At 63.7% G+C, this 15,507-nt stretch carries 17 protein-coding genes; 12 read left to right on the top strand and 5 right to left on the bottom strand.

Going from position 1 to position 15,507, the window contains the following annotated elements:
* Nucleotides 1–6: 6 nt before the first annotated feature.
* Entirely contained in the window at nt 7–216 is a 210-nt protein-coding gene (locus FJW03_RS11760; RefSeq protein ID WP_140765979.1) for a TOBE domain-containing protein, read from the bottom strand.
* A gap of 172 nt (nt 217–388) precedes the next feature.
* Here FJW03_RS11760 and modA point away from each other — a divergent pair, with 172 nt between their 5' ends.
* The 4 genes from modA (at nt 389) to FJW03_RS11740 (ending at nt 3,455) form a co-directional block, all read left to right on the top strand.
* Nucleotides 389–1,183, top strand: coding sequence for a molybdate ABC transporter substrate-binding protein (gene modA / locus FJW03_RS11755; RefSeq protein ID WP_140765980.1), 795 nt, complete (start codon nt 389–391; stop codon nt 1,181–1,183).
* A gap of 27 nt (nt 1,184–1,210) precedes the next feature.
* Nucleotides 1,211–1,915 carry a molybdate ABC transporter permease subunit gene (gene modB, locus FJW03_RS11750; RefSeq protein ID WP_140765981.1) on the top strand — a complete coding sequence of 235 codons (705 nt, stop codon included), beginning with the start codon at nt 1,211–1,213 and terminating at the stop codon, nt 1,913–1,915.
* A complete protein-coding gene (gene modC / locus FJW03_RS11745; protein ID WP_140699963.1) occupies nt 1,912–3,024 on the top strand; it encodes a molybdenum ABC transporter ATP-binding protein in 1,113 nt (370 codons plus the stop codon). Before modB ends, modC begins: the two co-directional genes overlap by 4 nt.
* A gap of 89 nt (nt 3,025–3,113) precedes the next feature.
* Nucleotides 3,114–3,455 (top strand): winged helix-turn-helix domain-containing protein, encoded by a 342-nt coding sequence (locus tag FJW03_RS11740; protein ID WP_140607905.1) that lies wholly within the window; start codon nt 3,114–3,116, stop codon nt 3,453–3,455.
* Nucleotides 3,456–3,589: 134 nt separating this feature from the next.
* Here the strand turns inward: FJW03_RS11740 and cobF are convergent, their stop codons facing one another.
* Nucleotides 3,590–4,351 carry a precorrin-6A synthase (deacetylating) gene (gene cobF / locus FJW03_RS11735; protein WP_140765982.1) on the bottom strand — a complete coding sequence of 254 codons (762 nt, stop codon included), beginning with the start codon at nt 4,349–4,351 and terminating at the stop codon, nt 3,590–3,592.
* A gap of 126 nt (nt 4,352–4,477) precedes the next feature.
* Here cobF and FJW03_RS11730 point away from each other — a divergent pair, with 126 nt between their 5' ends.
* From FJW03_RS11730 to FJW03_RS11705, 6 genes are all read left to right on the top strand, one after another.
* Nucleotides 4,478–5,497 carry a DUF4424 domain-containing protein gene (locus FJW03_RS11730; protein WP_140765983.1) on the top strand — a complete coding sequence of 340 codons (1,020 nt, stop codon included), beginning with the start codon at nt 4,478–4,480 and terminating at the stop codon, nt 5,495–5,497.
* Nucleotides 5,497–6,015 (top strand): dihydrofolate reductase, encoded by a 519-nt coding sequence (locus FJW03_RS11725; RefSeq protein WP_140699622.1) that lies wholly within the window; start codon nt 5,497–5,499, stop codon nt 6,013–6,015. The genes FJW03_RS11730 and FJW03_RS11725 overlap by 1 nt, the downstream gene beginning before the upstream one ends.
* A 165-nt stretch (nt 6,016–6,180) precedes the next feature.
* Entirely contained in the window at nt 6,181–7,296 is a 1,116-nt protein-coding gene (gene hflK / locus FJW03_RS11720; RefSeq protein WP_140765984.1) for an FtsH protease activity modulator HflK, read from the top strand.
* On the top strand, nt 7,296–8,249 hold the full coding sequence (hflC, locus tag FJW03_RS11715) for a protease modulator HflC (protein WP_140765985.1): 954 nt from the start codon (nt 7,296–7,298) through the stop codon (nt 8,247–8,249). The genes hflK and hflC overlap by 1 nt, the downstream gene beginning before the upstream one ends.
* Before the next feature lie 6 nt (nt 8,250–8,255).
* A complete protein-coding gene (locus FJW03_RS11710; protein ID WP_140607894.1) occupies nt 8,256–8,444 on the top strand; it encodes a DUF2065 domain-containing protein in 189 nt (62 codons plus the stop codon).
* A 148-nt stretch (nt 8,445–8,592) separates the two neighbouring features.
* Complete coding sequence (locus FJW03_RS11705; protein WP_140607892.1) at nt 8,593–10,110, top strand: DegQ family serine endoprotease; 1,518 nt, start codon at nt 8,593–8,595, stop codon at nt 10,108–10,110.
* Nucleotides 10,111–10,140: 30 nt separating this feature from the next.
* Here FJW03_RS11705 and FJW03_RS11700 read toward each other — a convergent pair whose 3' ends face one another.
* Entirely contained in the window at nt 10,141–10,713 is a 573-nt protein-coding gene (locus FJW03_RS11700; protein ID WP_140765986.1) for a GNAT family N-acetyltransferase, read from the bottom strand.
* On the bottom strand, nt 10,710–11,597 hold the full coding sequence (gene serB / locus FJW03_RS11695) for a phosphoserine phosphatase SerB (RefSeq protein ID WP_140607887.1): 888 nt from the start codon (nt 11,595–11,597) through the stop codon (nt 10,710–10,712). Before serB ends, FJW03_RS11700 begins: the two co-directional genes overlap by 4 nt.
* Between serB and miaA the strand changes: the two genes are divergently transcribed.
* Both miaA and FJW03_RS11685 read left to right on the top strand, forming a co-directional pair.
* On the top strand, nt 11,587–12,552 hold the full coding sequence (gene miaA, locus FJW03_RS11690; RefSeq protein WP_140765987.1) for a tRNA (adenosine(37)-N6)-dimethylallyltransferase MiaA: 966 nt from the start codon (nt 11,587–11,589) through the stop codon (nt 12,550–12,552). The two genes, serB and miaA, sit on opposite strands and share 11 nt — an antisense overlap.
* A gap of 105 nt (nt 12,553–12,657) precedes the next feature.
* On the top strand, nt 12,658–13,449 hold the full coding sequence (locus FJW03_RS11685; RefSeq protein WP_140607883.1) for a GGDEF domain-containing protein: 792 nt from the start codon (nt 12,658–12,660) through the stop codon (nt 13,447–13,449).
* Nucleotides 13,450–13,628: 179 nt separating this feature from the next.
* On the opposite strand, the gene FJW03_RS11680 is transcribed toward FJW03_RS11685, so the two are convergent.
* Complete coding sequence (locus FJW03_RS11680) at nt 13,629–15,461, bottom strand: ATP-binding protein (RefSeq protein WP_140607881.1); 1,833 nt, start codon at nt 15,459–15,461, stop codon at nt 13,629–13,631.
* Nucleotides 15,462–15,507 lie beyond the last annotated feature (46 nt).

Raw genomic sequence — 15,507 nt, 5'->3', positions numbered from 1 at the left:
CCAGGCTCAATCGATCGCCACCATGACGTCCGAAGCCTTGATGACGGCGTAAGCCGGCTTGCCCGCCTGGAGCTTGAGGTCGGCCACGGCTTCGTTGGTGATCGAGGCCGTCACGATGGCGTCGCCGCCAATGTCGATCCTGACATGCGAGGTGGTGGCTCCCTTGACGATCTCGATGATCGTTCCCTTGAGAAGGTTGCGGGCGCTGATCTTCATGCGGTCAACTCTTTTGCTTTTCGCTGTATCCAAACCAGCCCTATCGTAGGTCGGCCCGACGCCCGCGTGCAATGCCGCCGTCGGGTGAAACGTCTTCCCTTGTTATGTTCAAACGGATATATCGATCGGCAGGCCAAGAGCCGATCGGATTTCAAACCAGGGAGAGTTTTCGATGACGCGCGAAGGTTTCGGATCGAGGGCGATCGCCATTGGCGGTTTTGCGGCGGCACTGATGGTCGCGGTGCCGGCGGCACACGCGCAAGACAAGGTCGTGGTGTTCGCGGCGGCCAGCCTCAAGGATGCGCTCGACGCGGTGAACAAGGCCTGCGAGGCCGATGTCGGCGAGGTCGCGACGGTGTCCTACGCCGCGAGTTCGGCGCTGGCCAAGCAGATCGAGGGCGGGGCGCCGGCCGACGTGTTCATCTCGGCCGACCTCGACTGGATGAAGTATCTCTCCGACAAGAAGCTGACCAGGCCCGACACCGAAGTGAAGCTGCTCGGCAATGAAATCGTGCTGGTGGCACCAAGCGATTCGACGGTCGAAGCCAAGATCGAGAAGGGGTTCGACCTGGCCAGGCTGATTGGCGATGGCAAGCTCGCCATGGGTGATTTCAAGGCGGTGCCTGCCGGCAAATACGGCAAGGCCGCGCTGGAATCGCTCGGCGTCTGGTCCTCTGTCGAGGGCAAGGTGGCGCAGGCGGAGAATGTTCGCGCAGCCCTGAAGCTGGTTTCGATCGGCGAAGCGGCGCTGGGCATCGTCTACGCCACCGACGCGCATGCCGAAAAAGGCGTCAGGGTGGTCGGCACCTTCCCGGAGGATTCGCATGCGCCGATCATCTATCCGGTTGCCCAGACCGCCGATTCGAAGGACAAGGACACGCCGGCCTTCCTGAAGTGCCTGCAGTCGGCCAAGGCCGGCGCGCTCTTCAAGGAGCAGGGCTTCACGGTGCTCACCCCGAGCAACTGAGTTTCGAAAAGGACCTGATGCCTCGACATGACCTGGCTGCTGGACCTCACTCCCGACGAATGGAATGCGGTCCGGCTGTCCATCAAGGTGGCGACTGTCGCGATGCTCGCCAGCCTGCCGCCCGGCATAGCGATCGCGCTGCTGCTTGCCCGGAGCCAGTTCTGGGGCAAGACGCTGCTCAATGGCGTGGTTCACCTGCCGCTGATCCTGCCGCCTGTCGTGACCGGCTATCTTTTGCTTTTGACTTTCGGCAAGCGCGGCCCGGCCGGAACCTTCCTGGCCGACCATTTCGGCCTCGTCTTTTCGTTCCGCTGGACAGGTGCGGCACTCGCCTGCGGTGTCATGGGCTTTCCGCTGATGGTGCGGGCGATCCGGCTGTCGATCGAGGCGGTGGACCGCAAGATGGAAGCGGCGGCGGGAACACTCGGCGCCAATCCTTTGTGGGTGTTCGGCACCATCACGCTGCCGCTGATCCTGCCCGGGCTGATCGCCGGCGCCATCCTGTCTTTCGCCAAGGCGATGGGCGAGTTCGGCGCGACCATCACCTTCGTCTCCAACATCCCCGGCGAGACGCAGACGCTGCCGTCGGCGATCTACACCTTCACGCAGGTGCCGGGCGGCGATGAGGGCGCGCTGCGGCTGACGCTGATCTCGATTATCATTTCGATGGCGGCACTGGTCGCCTCGGAAGTGCTGGCGCGGCGGGTCGGCCGGCGGATGGATATCGAATGAGCGTCCTCGTCGATATCCGCCATCGGCTCGGCGATTTCGCCATCGACGTCCGCTTCGAAAGCGCCGGGCGGCTGACGGCGCTGTTCGGGCCGTCCGGTTCGGGCAAGACGACGCTGATCAACATGATCGCCGGGCTGATCCGGCCCGACAAGGGGCGCATCGAGGTCGAGGGCCGCGTGCTGGTCGACACCGATGCCGGCATTTTCGTGCCGAAGCACAAACGCCGCATCGGCATGGTGTTCCAGGACGCGCGCCTGTTTCCGCATATGAGCGTGGCTGGCAATCTGCGCTACGGCCGTTGGTTCACGCCGGCAAAGGAACGCTACGCCGACATGGAGGCTGTTGTCGACCTGCTCGGCATCGGACCGCTGCTGGACAGGCGCCCGGAAAAGCTCTCAGGTGGCGAGAAGCAGCGGGTGGCGATCGGGCGGGCGTTGCTGGCCAGCCCCAGATTGCTGCTCATGGACGAGCCGCTGGCTTCGCTCGACGAGGCGCGCAAGGCCGAGATCCTGCCCTATATCGAGCGGCTGCGCGACGAGACGAAGATCCCGATCGTCTATGTCAGCCATTCGGTCGCCGAAGTGGCGCGGTTGGCCAGCGACGTGGTGATGCTGGCGCAGGGCAAGGTCGTTGCCTCAGGTCCGACCGAGGCGGTCATGCAAAGGCTCGACCTGTTGCCGGCCGAAGAGCGCGGCGAGGGCGGTGCGGTTCTGGATACCAAAGTGCTGCGTCACGACGAGGCTTTTGGCATGACCGTGCTCGGCTCGGCCGCCGGCGAGATCCGCGTGCCGCGCCTTGCAATGAAGCCCGGAGCGCCTGTGCGTATCCGCATTCGTGCCCGCGATGTGATGATCGCGACGGAGGAACCAACGGGCCTCAGCGCGCTCAACATTCTGCCCGGCATGATCGTGGCGATCAATCCGGGCGAGGGGCCGACCGTCGAGATCGGCATCGATTGCCATGGCGCGACCGTGCTGGCCCGGATCACCGAACAGTCGCGGCAGGCGCTGAGGCTGCGGCTTGGCGGCAAGGTTTTCGCGGTGGTCAAGACAGTGAGTTTCGACCGCGCCAACACCAGCGCCGGCTTGCCGCTCGAAGCGCATGGCTGACAGGGGCGGCGAGCGTCGCTATATTGTTTTGGAATAACGATATCACCCAAGCAGTTCCGACAGGCTGGGGTGATCGCGGAGAAGCAAAAATGCCGTCGCTGAGCTTGCGGATAAATCTCGATCCCGACGGGCGAATCGGTCCGGGCAAGATCGAACTCCTGGAGCAGATTGCCGCTTTCGGCTCGATTTCGGCCGCCGCGCGCGGCATGGAGATGTCCTACAAGCATGCCTGGGATCTGGTCGAGGACATGAACCGGGTGTTCGGCAAGCCGCTGGTTTCGGCGCAGACCGGTGGCCGCAAGGGCGGCGGTGCGCAGCTGACGTCCGTTGGCCTTGCGGTGGTCAGCCGCTTTCGAGCCATCGAACGCGCGGCGACCGCCGCGGCGGTGACGCATATGGAGGCATTGCAGGCGGAGATTGATGCGGGGTAGGCAATAAGAGAGTAGGCAGTAGGCACTAGGCAGTTGGGTGGCAGCACCGTTCTCGACGGTCGGAGCTTTTTGTTCGAACAGATGACTTACTTCACTTCGGGAATATCATTCCCTACTGCCTACTGCCTACTGCCTCATTCCGGCTTGCGCAGAAGATAGGTGTCCATGATCCAGCCCTTTTCCTTGCGGACCTCTTCGCGACGCTTTTCGATCTCGGCGCCGACATCGCGGAGACGGCCGGAGATGATGATCTCGTCCGGCGTGCCGAGATAGGCGCCCCACTGGATGACGACATCCTGGTCGGCCAGCGTGTTGAAGGCGCATTTGCCATCGAGCATGACGACGGTGCTGCCGGCATTTTCGGGCAGCCCCTCGTCGGTAAGCCTGCGGCCGGTGGTGATCAGGATGGAATCGCCGATCCGGTTCAGCGCCGTCTTGTGGCTGGCGGCAAGCGCCTGGATGGCTGTGATGCCGGGGATGACGTCCAGTTCGAAGACGACATTGCCTCGCAGGCGCACCCGCTCGAGGATGCGTAGCGCGCTGTCGTAGAGCGAGGGATCGCCCCAGATCAGGAATGCGCCGCAGCCGTCGTCGCCGAGCTCGTCGCCGATCAAGCCTTCATAGATGGCGGCGATGGCTTCGTGCCAGTCGTCGACGGTCGAGCGGTAGGAGGATGTCGGCTCGGCGCGCACCGGCACGTCGAACTCGACCCGGCGTGACTTGGGGTTGGTGACGAAGCGGTCGCAGATCTCGCGCCGCAGTTCGGCAAGGTCGTTCTTGTCAGCCCCTTTGTCGGGGATGAACAGCACATCGGCCCGGTTCAGGCCTGATATGGCCTGCACGGTCAGGTGGTCGGGATTGCCGGCGCCGATGCCGATGACGAGAAGTTTGCGCATGGAGCGAACTCCTGCCTGATCGGAACCTGATAGTCCAGACCGGCGTGCCTCGGATGCGGAAGGGCTTTGAAACGCCACGTCGAAACGGCTAGGGTCATTCCAGGCATTCCAGCCGAGGGGGCTTCGATGTTGCGATATGTTCTGGGCGGAGCGTTAGCGTTTTCAATCGCGCCTGCCTTTGCCAACGACTCGATTGCCGAACTCGGCACTGGCGGCCTGATCCTGTCGCGCAGCGACGCCGTGGCGATGCAAAGCGAGGACCTCTTCATCTCGCCAGAAAAGGTGGCAGTCGACTACGTCTTCCACAACAACACCGACAAGGACGTTGACGCGATCGTCGCCTTCCCGATGCCCGACATCTCGGGCGATCCGGAGGAGATGCCGGCGATCCCCGAAAACCAGAGCGACAATTTCCTCGGTTTCGAGGTGACGATCGACGGTGCCGCGGCAAAACCGCAGCTCGAGCAGAAGGTATTTGCGCTCGGCATCGACATCAGTGCCGACCTCAAGGCGCAGAATGTGCCGTTCAATCCGTTCGGCGATGCGGCCAAAGCGGCACTGGCGAAGCTGCCGCAGGCGGTTGCTCGGGACTGGGAGAGCCGCGGCATCATCATCGAGGATCCAGAGGCGGACAGCGGCCCGGGCGCCACCCCAGCCTATACACCCTTCTGGCAATTGCGCTCGACCTATTGGTGGCGCTCGACCTTTCCGGCGAACAAGGACGTTCATGTCTCGCACCGCTACAAGCCCAGCGTCGGCGGTACGTCTTCGGTCAGTTTCTTCTACGACGGCAAGTTCCAGGGGCAGTACGCGGCCTACAAGACCCGCTACTGCATGGACGACACGTTCGAGAATGCGGTGCGAAAGGCCGCCAAGGACAATGCGGACGGTTATCCCCGGTATTACGAGCGCCGTATCGCCTATATCCTGACCACCGGCGGCAACTGGGCGGCCGGCACTATCGGCAAGTTCAAGCTGACCGTCGACAAGGGCAATCCGAAAGCGCTGGTTTCGTTCTGTGGCGACAATGTCAAAAAGGTCGGGCCGACGACCTTCGAGGTGACGGCGGACGATTTTTATCCCGAGCACGATATCGATATCCTGCTGCTCGAACCGTCGGACAGCAATGGCGGGGATGCGAACTGATGCACGTCGCGATCTACGTTGCCATCGCAGAGAATGGCGTGATCGGCCGGGACGGTGGATTGCCCTGGCGGCTCTCCACCGATCTCAAGCGTTTCAAGGCAGACACGATGGGCAAGCCCATCATCATGGGCCGCAAGACCTATGAAGGTATAGGCAGGCCATTGCCGGGCCGGCTGAACATCGTCGTCACGCGCGACAAGGCCTGGCGCGCCGAGGGCGTCGAGGTGGCGCATACGCTGGAAGCCGCGATTCAGCTGGCAACGGTGCGCGGACGCTGCATGGCTGGCGTGGACGAGGTCTGCGTTGTCGGCGGCGGCGAGATCTATGCCCAGGCGCTGCCGTTGGCCGACCGGCTGCACGTCACCCATGTGCTGGCCGCCGTCGACGGCGATGCGCATTTCCCGCCGATCGATCCGAAATCCTGGCGCGTGGTGAGCACGCAGGATGTTCCGGCCGGCGAAAAGGACAGCCATGCAACACGCTATACGGTTTACGAGCGCCGCAGCGAGATACTTTGAAAGACAAAAACGGTATTGAGGACGACAAAGGGTCGCTATCGGCCCAAAACGGATGAAGTCGGCGGCGCATCGCGTTGAAAGCGTGCGGTGGCGTCCCTATAGAAGAACAACTGGATTTGCGCCGCAACGCCGGCGCTTGAGGGAATTCCAAGCGAAAGGACATTCATGCCCTGGAACGACAAGAGTGGCGGAGGCGGCGGCCCGTGGGGGGGCGGCGGCAACAATCAGGGACCCTGGGGGCAGGGGCCAAAGGGACCGAGCGGCCCGCAGGGCTCGCCTCCCGATCTTGAAGACATCATCCGCCGCGGCCAGGACCGGCTGCGGCGCGCTCTGCCCGGCGGCGGTGGCACCAGTCCGGCCGTGTTCGGGCTGATCGCCGCGGTGCTGGTCGTTCTGTGGGCGTTCCAGGCTGTCTATACGGTGCAGCCCGACGAGGTTGCGGTCGAACTGCGCTTTGGCAAGCCGAAGGCCCAACTGTCGCAGCCCGGCCTGCATTTCCATTGGTGGCCGCTTGAAACCGTCGAGACGGCCAAGATTTCCGAGCAGCTCGTCGATATCGGCGGCGGCAACACCAGTGGCAACGGCCTGATGTTGTCGGGCGACCAGAACATCGTCAACGTGCAGTTTTCGGTGGCCTATCAGGTCTCCGATCCCCGGGCCTATCTGTTCGACGTCTCCGATCCGGACGGCATGCTGCGGCAGGTCGCCGAAAGCGCCATGCGCGAAGCCGTCGGCCGCAGGCCGGCGCAGGATATCTTCCGCGACGACCGCCAGGGCATTGCGGCCTCGGTGCGCGAGATCATCCAGACGACGCTGGACGGCTACAAGGCCGGTCTGCAGGTCAACGCCATCTCGATCGAGGACGCGGCACCGCCACGCGAAGTGGCTGACGCGTTCGACGAGGTGCAGCGCGCCGAACAAGACGAGGACAAGTTCGTCGAGCAGGCCAACCAGTATTCCAACCAGAAGCTGGGTCAGGCGCGCGGCGAGGCCGCACAGATCCGCGAAGACGCGGCCGCCTACAAGAACAGGGTGGTGCAGGAAGCCGAAGGTGAGGCGCAGCGCTTTATCTCCGTCTACGACGAATACGCCAAGGCGCCCGACGTGACGCGCAAGCGCCTCTATCTCGAAACCATGGAGAGGGTTCTGAAGGACTCCGGCAAGGTCATCGTCGAGCAGGGCAACGGGCAAGGGGTCGTTCCCTATCTGCCGCTGCCGGCATTGCAGCAGAAAGCGCCTGCATCAGCCGCGCCTGGCGCGAACACGGGAGGTAACCGGTGATGGGCAACCGTCTTCCCGTCTTCGTCGTTATCGCGGCGGTTATCCTGTTCCTGATCTATTCGTCGGTTTTCGTGGTCAATGCGCGCCAGCAGGCGCTGGTGCTGCGCTTCGGCGAAATCGTCGACGTCAAGACCGAACCCGGCATCTACTTCAAGGCGCCGTTCTCGTTCTTTGACGCCGACACGGTGCAACTGATCGAGAACCGGGTGCTGCGTTTCGACCTCGACAACATCCGCGTCCAGGTTTCGGGCGGCAAGTTCTACGAGGTCGATGCCTTCATCGCCTACCGCATTTCGGATCCGCGTGTGTTCCGTGCTGCCGTGTCCGGCCAGATCGAACTGGCCGAAGCCCGGCTGAGGACCCGTCTCGACGCCGCCTTGCGCCGCGTCTACGGTCTGCGCGACTTCGAGGCCGCCCTCTCCGAAGAGCGCGCGGTAATGATGCGCGAAGTGCGCGATCAGCTCCGGCCCGACGCCACCTCGCTCGGTCTGCAGATCGAGGATGTCCGCATCCGCCGCACCGACCTCACGGCCGAGGTCTCGCAACAGACCTACGATCGCATGAAGGCCGAACGTCTGGCCGAGGCCGAAAGACTCAGGGCACGCGGCAACGAGGCGGCGCAGCGCATCCGCGCTCGCGCCGACCGCGAGGTCGTCGAGATTATCGCCGAAGCGCAGAAGGAGTCCGAGATCCTGCGCGGTGAGGGCGAGGCCCAACGCAGCGCCACCTTCGCCGACGCTTACAAGCGCGATCCGGCCTTCTTCGATTTCTATCGGTCGATGAACGCCTACGGCACGGCGCTGGACAATACCGGGACGACCATGGTGCTGTCGCCGAGTTCGGAGTTCTTCCGCTACTTCCGCGACCCCGATGGCAAGGAAGGGCCGGCGAAACCAGCGCCGACACCTGCCGCACCTGCCGCGCCGACGACACAACCCAGCACCGGCCAGTAACGGCCGGTGCAGGATTTCTTCGCGGCGATAGGCCTGGTCCTCGTCATAGAGGGCCTGGTCTATGGCGGCTTCCCCGCCTTCGCGAGGAAGCTCGCGGGCGAGGTGCTGTCGATGCCGGAGAATGCGTTGCGGATCGCCGGGCTGGCCGCGGTCGCCATCGGTGTCGGCATCGTCTGGCTGGTGCGAGGCGGGTGAGGCGGCCGGTTTTCGTCTTGGCGCTAACGGAGGATTTATCCTCCGCGGATAGTCCTAGCCGCAAACGTGCCGTATTTTTTGCCAACATGGCGCAGCACGGTGTTTTCGCCGTTGCGCTTTCTTTCTCAGAATACCGGGAGGCCTCTCGATGACATCCACACTGCTTTTGCGCACGGTACGGCGGACGTTCATCGCTGGCACGGCAGCGCTTCTTGTCGGCACCGTCGCCATCCCGTCCTTCGTGACGCCGACATTCGCCAATGACGGGCCTGCTTCGGTGGCCGACCTCGCGGCAGGCCTGCTCGGCGCGGTGGTCAACATCTCGACCTCGCAGACGGTGAAGGGCACGGAGGGTCCGGGTGCCGTGCCGATGCCGCAGCTTCCCGAAGGCTCGCCGTTCCAGGACTTCTTCGACGATTTCTTCAAGAATCGCGGCGGCGGCAAGGACAATAGCGCGCAGAAGGTGCAGTCGCTGGGCTCGGGGTTCGTCATCGACGCCGAACAAGGCATCGTCGTCACCAACAACCACGTGATCGCCGATGCCGACGACATCGAGGTCAATTTCTCGGATGGGGTGACGCTGAAGGCGACGCTGGTCGGCACCGACACCAAGACCGACGTCGCCGTGCTGAAGGTCGATCCGAAAGGCCACAAGCTCACCGCAGTGAAATTCGGCGATTCCACCAAGATGCGCGTCGGCGACTGGGTGATGGCGGTCGGCAATCCGTTCGGCCTTGGCGGCACGGTCACGGTCGGCATCGTCTCGGCGCGCAACCGCGACATCAATTCCGGTCCTTATGACGACTTCATCCAGACTGATGCCGCGATCAATCGGGGCAATTCGGGCGGACCGCTGTTCAACAGCGCCGGTGAGGTTATCGGCATCAACACGGCGATCATTTCGCCGTCCGGCGGCTCGATCGGCATCGGTTTTTCCATCCCCTCGCAGCTCGCCTCGGGTGTTGTCGACCAGTTGCGCCAGTATGGCGAGACGCGGCGCGGCTGGCTCGGCGTGCGCATCCAACCGGTGACGGACGACATCGCCGAAAGCCTCGGCATGACCACGGCCAAGGGCGCGTTGGTCGCCGGCGTCATCAAGGGCGGTCCCGTCGACAACGGCACCATCCAGGCCGGTGACGTCATCATCAAGTTCGATGGCAAGGACATCCATGAAATGCGCGACCTGCCGCGCGTGGTCGCCGAAAGCCCCGTCGGCAAGGCCGTCGACGTGCTGATCGTGCGCAAGGGTGTCGAGCAGACCGTGAAGGTGACGCTCGGCCGGCTTGAGGATGGCGAGAAGCTCGCAAGCGGCGAGCCGGGCAATACCAATCAGGACAAGGGCGGCGACAAGGCTCCGGCCGTCTCGACCGCCTCGGTGCTTGGCATGACCGTTGGCGAGCTCAACGACGAGACGCGCAAGAAGTTCAGCATCGCCGCCGATGTCTCCGGGGTCGTCATCACCGACGTGGCAAAGGACTCGGCCGCCGCCGAGCGCGGCATCCAGCCGGGCGAGGTGATCACCGAGATCGCGCAGGAATCGGTCGCCACGCCCAAGGATGTCATGGACCGGATCGGTGCGCTGAAGGAGCAGGGCCGAAAGAACGCGCTGCTGATGCTGGCATCGAAGACCGGTGAGTTGCGCTTCGTGACGATCCGGATGGATTGAGCTTTCAATCGAGCGACTTCTAAAAGGCGGCTAACCGGCCGCCTTTTTTCGCGCCTGCCACTCGGCGCGCGAGAGCCGATAGAGCACATGCCGCTTGAGCGCGGAGTGGCTGTCGGGGATGCCGGGATGATCGAAATCGGCCGACGGGTCGGTCGTCATGCCGAGGCGTTTCATGACGGCGGTCGAGCGGTGGTTTTCCGCAACGGCGAAGGACACTATCTCGTCGAGGCCAAGCGTCTCGAACCCATAGGCGAGCCATGCCTCGGCGGCCTCGGTGACATAGCCCTTGCCCCAGAATTCGGGCGCCAGCCGCCAGCCGATCTCGATCGTGCCAGCCGGCAGGACGTCCATATCCTCGGTTCCTGAGAGCCCGACAAAGCCGATGCACTGACCGGTGGCGGCAATCTCGGCAGCGGCGAAGCCATGGCCGTCCGCATCGACCCAGGCACGGACCTGGTCCATCTTGGCGTCGGCGGCGGCGCGGTCGCGGCGGAACGGGAAGAACTCCATGATGCGGTCATCGGAGTTGATGCGATGGAAGAGCTCACGATCGCGCTCTTCCCAGTTGCGCAGGACGAGGCGCTCGGTGCGCATGGGTTTCATTGCACAAACTCTTCCTGACGATAGCCTTGGACATAGAGCAACGCGGTGAGGTCGCCATGGTCGATGCGAACCCTGGCCTGCGCCGCCACGGCTGGCTTGGCATGAAGCGCCACACCGGTGCCGGCGAGGCGGATCATGTCGAGATCGTTGGCGCCGTCGCCAACGGCAATGGCGTCGGCCGGTGTCAATTCCAGGCGCGCCGCGATTTCGAGCAGCGCCTCGGCCTTGGCGGCGCGGCCGAGGATCGGCTCGCCAACCAGCCCGGTGAAGCGTCCGTCCTGTTCGAGCAGGCGGTTGGCGCGGTTTTCCTGAAAGCCGAGCATATCGGCGATGCGCGTGGTGAAGACCTCGAAGCCACCCGAGATGAGCGCTGTCCAGGCGCCGTTGGCGCGCATGGTCCGGACCAGCGCCCGGCCGCCCGAGGCCAATGTCAGGCGGTTGGCGACGATGCGGTCGACGACGGCGGCATCGAGGCCCCTGAGCAGCGCCACGCGTTCGCGCAGCGCCGGCTCGAAGGCGATCTCACCGTTCATCGATCGCGCGGTGATCGAGGCGACGTGCTCCTTGACGCCGATCTCGTCGGCCAGTTCGTCGATGCATTCCTGATCGATCATGGTCGAATCCATGTCGGCGAGGAGGATTTTCTTGCGACGCGTTTCGGCCTGCTGGACGATCACATCGACCGGTTCGGCGGCCAGTGCGGTGCGCAGCGTAGCGGTGATATCGGCGGTGTCGACCGCCTGCGGCAAAGCGAGATCGCAGGCAATTCCTTCTGCCAGCCAGACGACAGTGCTTGCGCCCACCGAGCGCGAGGCCATATTCGCAAGCGACGGCGACAGGGCGCGGTCGGCGGGACGGGAAACAAGCGTGGCAATGAGCGGCATCGAAAATTCCGGCACGGATGCGGGCGAAGGCCGCGTGAAGAACGCGATCCTGATAGCCGGGCCGACCGCCAGCGGCAAGTCAGCACTGGCGCTCGATCTGGCCGAGCGCGCAGGCGGCGTCATCGTCAATACCGATTCCATGCAAGGCTATTCTGTTCTCGACGTGTTGACCGCGAGGCCGGAGGCGGCCGAGCTTGCACGCGTGCCGCATTTTCTCTACGGGCACGTCCATCCCGGCAGCGCCTATTCGACCGGCGCCTGGCTGCGCGACGTGATGAAACTCATCGACGACGGAACGCTCTCGCGGCGGCCGATCTTCGTCGGCGGCACCGGCCTTTATTTTCGCGCGCTTGCCGAAGGCGTTTCGGAAATGCCCGATATTCCGCAGCCGATCCGCGACCGTTGGCGCTATGAGCTGAAGGAGCAAGGCGCGGTCAAGCTGCACGCCCTGCTGCTGCGCGAGGATTCGAGAGCCGCCATGCAGCTGAAGCCAACCGACAGCCAGCGCATCGTACGGGCGCTGGAGGTTCTCGACGCCTCCGGCCGATCGATCCTGGACTGGCAGGCCGCGCGCGGTCGCCCTCTCATCGACAGGCAGACGGCCGGTTTCCTGGTCATCGAGCCGGACCGGGCGGCGCTGGTTGATCGCATCGAAAGGCGCTTCGACCAGATGCTGGACAAGGGTGCGCTGGAGGAGGTCAGGCAATTAGTGGCCCTTCGCCTCGATCCGGATCTGCCGGCGATGAAGGCGATCGGCGTTCGCGAACTGCAGGCCGCGATGGCCGGACAATCCAGTTTTCCCGAGGCGATCGAACGCGCCAAGATCGCAACACGGCAATATGCCAAGCGGCAGGCGACCTGGTTTCGACATCAGCTGGGGCCTGAATGGCAAAGACTGTGCCCGGGTGACGATCTCGAAACCAAGATTTCAACGCTGGTTGCTAATGCAACTTAAAAAGTCGACATCGAGGGAAGGGTTCCCGCCGAAGTTGTTGGAATTAACGCTCCGTAAGTCGGTCCGTGCCATAAGGTCGATGGGTACTTTTCCATCGGGGAGCAGATGCGTTTCCATAAGGCGGAATCCGCTTTCTTCGTCTTTATCTTCGTGATCCTGGCCGCCGGCCTGGTGACGCTGCACGCTTATGGGCTCTTGCAATCCTTCGCCACCGAACTCCATACGGCCTCGGGCCTGGACAAGGTCATCTACCTCAACAAGCTGTTGTTCGCGACGGGCGTGCTGCTTGCGACCGCGCTGTTTTTCGGCATCTTCTTCATCTATCCGCTGATCCGCAAACAGGCGACGGAAGAAGGCAAGCTGCGCGCCATGACTGTTTCACTCAGCGCCCGCTCCGAAACGCTCGAGCACGCCGCCCTGACAGACGGCCTGACCGGCATGCAGAACCGGCGCTATTTCGATGATGCGCTGAAGGAATATCTCGAGGAGTTCCGGCGCATCGAAAAGCCGGTCGGGCTGATGATCCTCGATCTCGACCATTTCAAGCAGGTCAACGACACCCATGGCCACGATGTCGGCGACGAGGTGCTCAGGGCTGTCGCCAACTGCCTCAAGGACATGACACGCTACCACGATGTGGTGGCACGGCTGGGCGGCGAGGAGTTCGCCGTGGTCACGCCCAATATGGAGGCGGAACTGCTGGCCAAATTCGCCGAGCGCATCCGCAGGGCGGTCGCCAACATGTCGATCCTTTCGGGCAATGTCCGGCTCAAGATCACGACAAGCGTGGGCCTTGCCGTCTGGGACCGCAAGGAGACCGCCGAGGAATTCTATCGCCGGGCTGACCGCCAGCTCTATGAAGCGAAGAGGCAAGGCCGCAACCGCGTCTGCGCCTAAAATCCCATCATTGAATTCGTGAGGCTGGCCGTCTGCCGCTGTTTTCTGCGCTTCCGGTGCTCACGGACTGAATGTCCGCTCCGCTCCGGTTCTCGAAAACAGCACCACCCGGACTCAGCCTGACGAATTCCCTGACGGGATTTAACCAAGGTGGCCTACGAAGTCCGCAAGCTGCAGGTTCAATCGTTCTGGGGACGCAGGCCGAAGGTGGCGGGCTTGAGGCCATAGCGCGTGTCGAAATCGTCGTCCGACTGGACGCGAGCGGTTGCCGGCTTGCGATAATCAGGATCACCGGCCTGCCGGCCGGAATCGACCACCTCGGCGAAGGCCATCGCCTGCTGCTGTGGTTTTGGCACGTTGCGCAGTCGCTCGACGATCGCCACCAGGTCGACATCGTCGCCGCTCTTCGGCGACGCGGTTTCTTCGCGCCTGGACGTGCCGGGGATCAAATGCGCCGGCAGTCTTTCGAATTTCAGCCGCATCGTCGTCGCCACGCCTTCGCCGAAGGCGATGGCTTCGCGCTGGCCCATGGACGACAGGAAGGCAAGCGTGGAGGCGGACGAGTCGGCGATGGCCGAGCGGATGATCGCCTGGTCCTGCTCGTTGGCGAGCCGCATGGCGAAGAAGGTCGAGCACTGTGACAGGATGGTCGGGTCGAGCTCGCCCGGACGCTGGGTGACGACGCCGAGATAGCAGCCATATTTGCGGCCTTCCTTGGCGATGCGCGACAGCGCGTGGCGTGTCGGCGCAAAGCCGAGGCGCGCATCGGCCGGCATGTAGCGGTGGGCTTCCTCGCACAGCAACAGGAGTTGCAGCTTGCCCTCGCTCCACAGAGCGAGGTCGAAGGCCAGGCGCGCCAGCACCGAACAGACGGAGTTGACCACTTCGGAGGGCATGCCGGCCATCTCGAAGCAGGTTACCGGGCGGCCGTGATGCGGCACGCGGAAAATGTTGCCGATCGTCTCGTGGATGGTGTCCTCGATCAGGCGCGAGCTGAACATGAAGCGGTAGCGCGGATCGGCGGCGGCCGATTCGATCCGCGTCTTCAGCGATTTGAGCGTCGGGCGGTCGTTCTTGCTTTCGAGCATGCCCATGCGCTCGTCGATCTGCTTGAGCAGGTCGGCGATGCGGTAAGGCACAGGCGTATCGGCGGTCAGCGCATCGTTGCCGCGCCTGAGATAGGTGCCCGAGCTCGGGTTGCGGTAGAGATTCTTGGCGAGCGGAATGAGATCGCGCAAAGCGTCGATTTCTTCCGGGACCGTTTCACGGCCCCGAAACAGCACTTCGGCGAATTCCTCCAGCCGGAACATCCAGAACGGCAGGTCGAGCGTCTTGGAATCGACCTTGACGCAATATTCGGGCAGCGAGGCCGCGAACTCGTTATGCGGGTCGAGGATCAGGATGCGCAGGTCGGGTCGCGCCGTGATCGATTTGCGCAGCAGCAGCGAGACGGCGGTGGACTTGCCGACGCCGGTGGTGCCGACGATGGCGAAATGGCGCGCCAGCGTGTCGTCGATGGCGATGTTGGCGGCGATCGCGTCGTCCTGCGACAGCGAGCCGATGGTGATGGAATGCCGCCCGGCCAGGTCGTAGACGGCCTGGAGATCGCGGCTGCGGATGCGGTGCGCGATGGCGCCAATGTGCGGATAGGTGGTGATGCCGCGGTCGAAGATCGGCTTGGCGCCGGGTTCGGCCGCGTCGCGGACTTCGCCGATCAGCTCGATGCTGACCTCGATAGCGTTCTGGCCCTCATTGCTCCAGGCGCGGTCCGATTTGCCGATGGCATAGACCAGGCCGACGGTTCGCGTCGTGCCCAGATTGATGGAGATCATCTTGCCGACCGTCCACAGGCCGGTGACGGCGCCATCAATGTCGTCGGCATAGGCGCTGATGGTGGCGCGCGCGCCGTCGCATTGCACGACATTGCCCAGGATGCGCCGGTCGTTCTGCTCTGCGTTGCGGCGCTCCTGCGATGTCGGTTCTCCGACGGAAGCTTCGCGTTCGACATACATGGACAGGCCAATCCCTATTTTCCCTGGAGCATGGACCCTAGCGGGA

The sequence above is a fragment of the Mesorhizobium sp. B4-1-4 genome (assembly GCF_006439395.2).
GTDB lineage: Bacteria > Pseudomonadota > Alphaproteobacteria > Rhizobiales > Rhizobiaceae > Mesorhizobium.
This window is presented reverse-complemented; position numbering and strand designations above follow the sequence as displayed.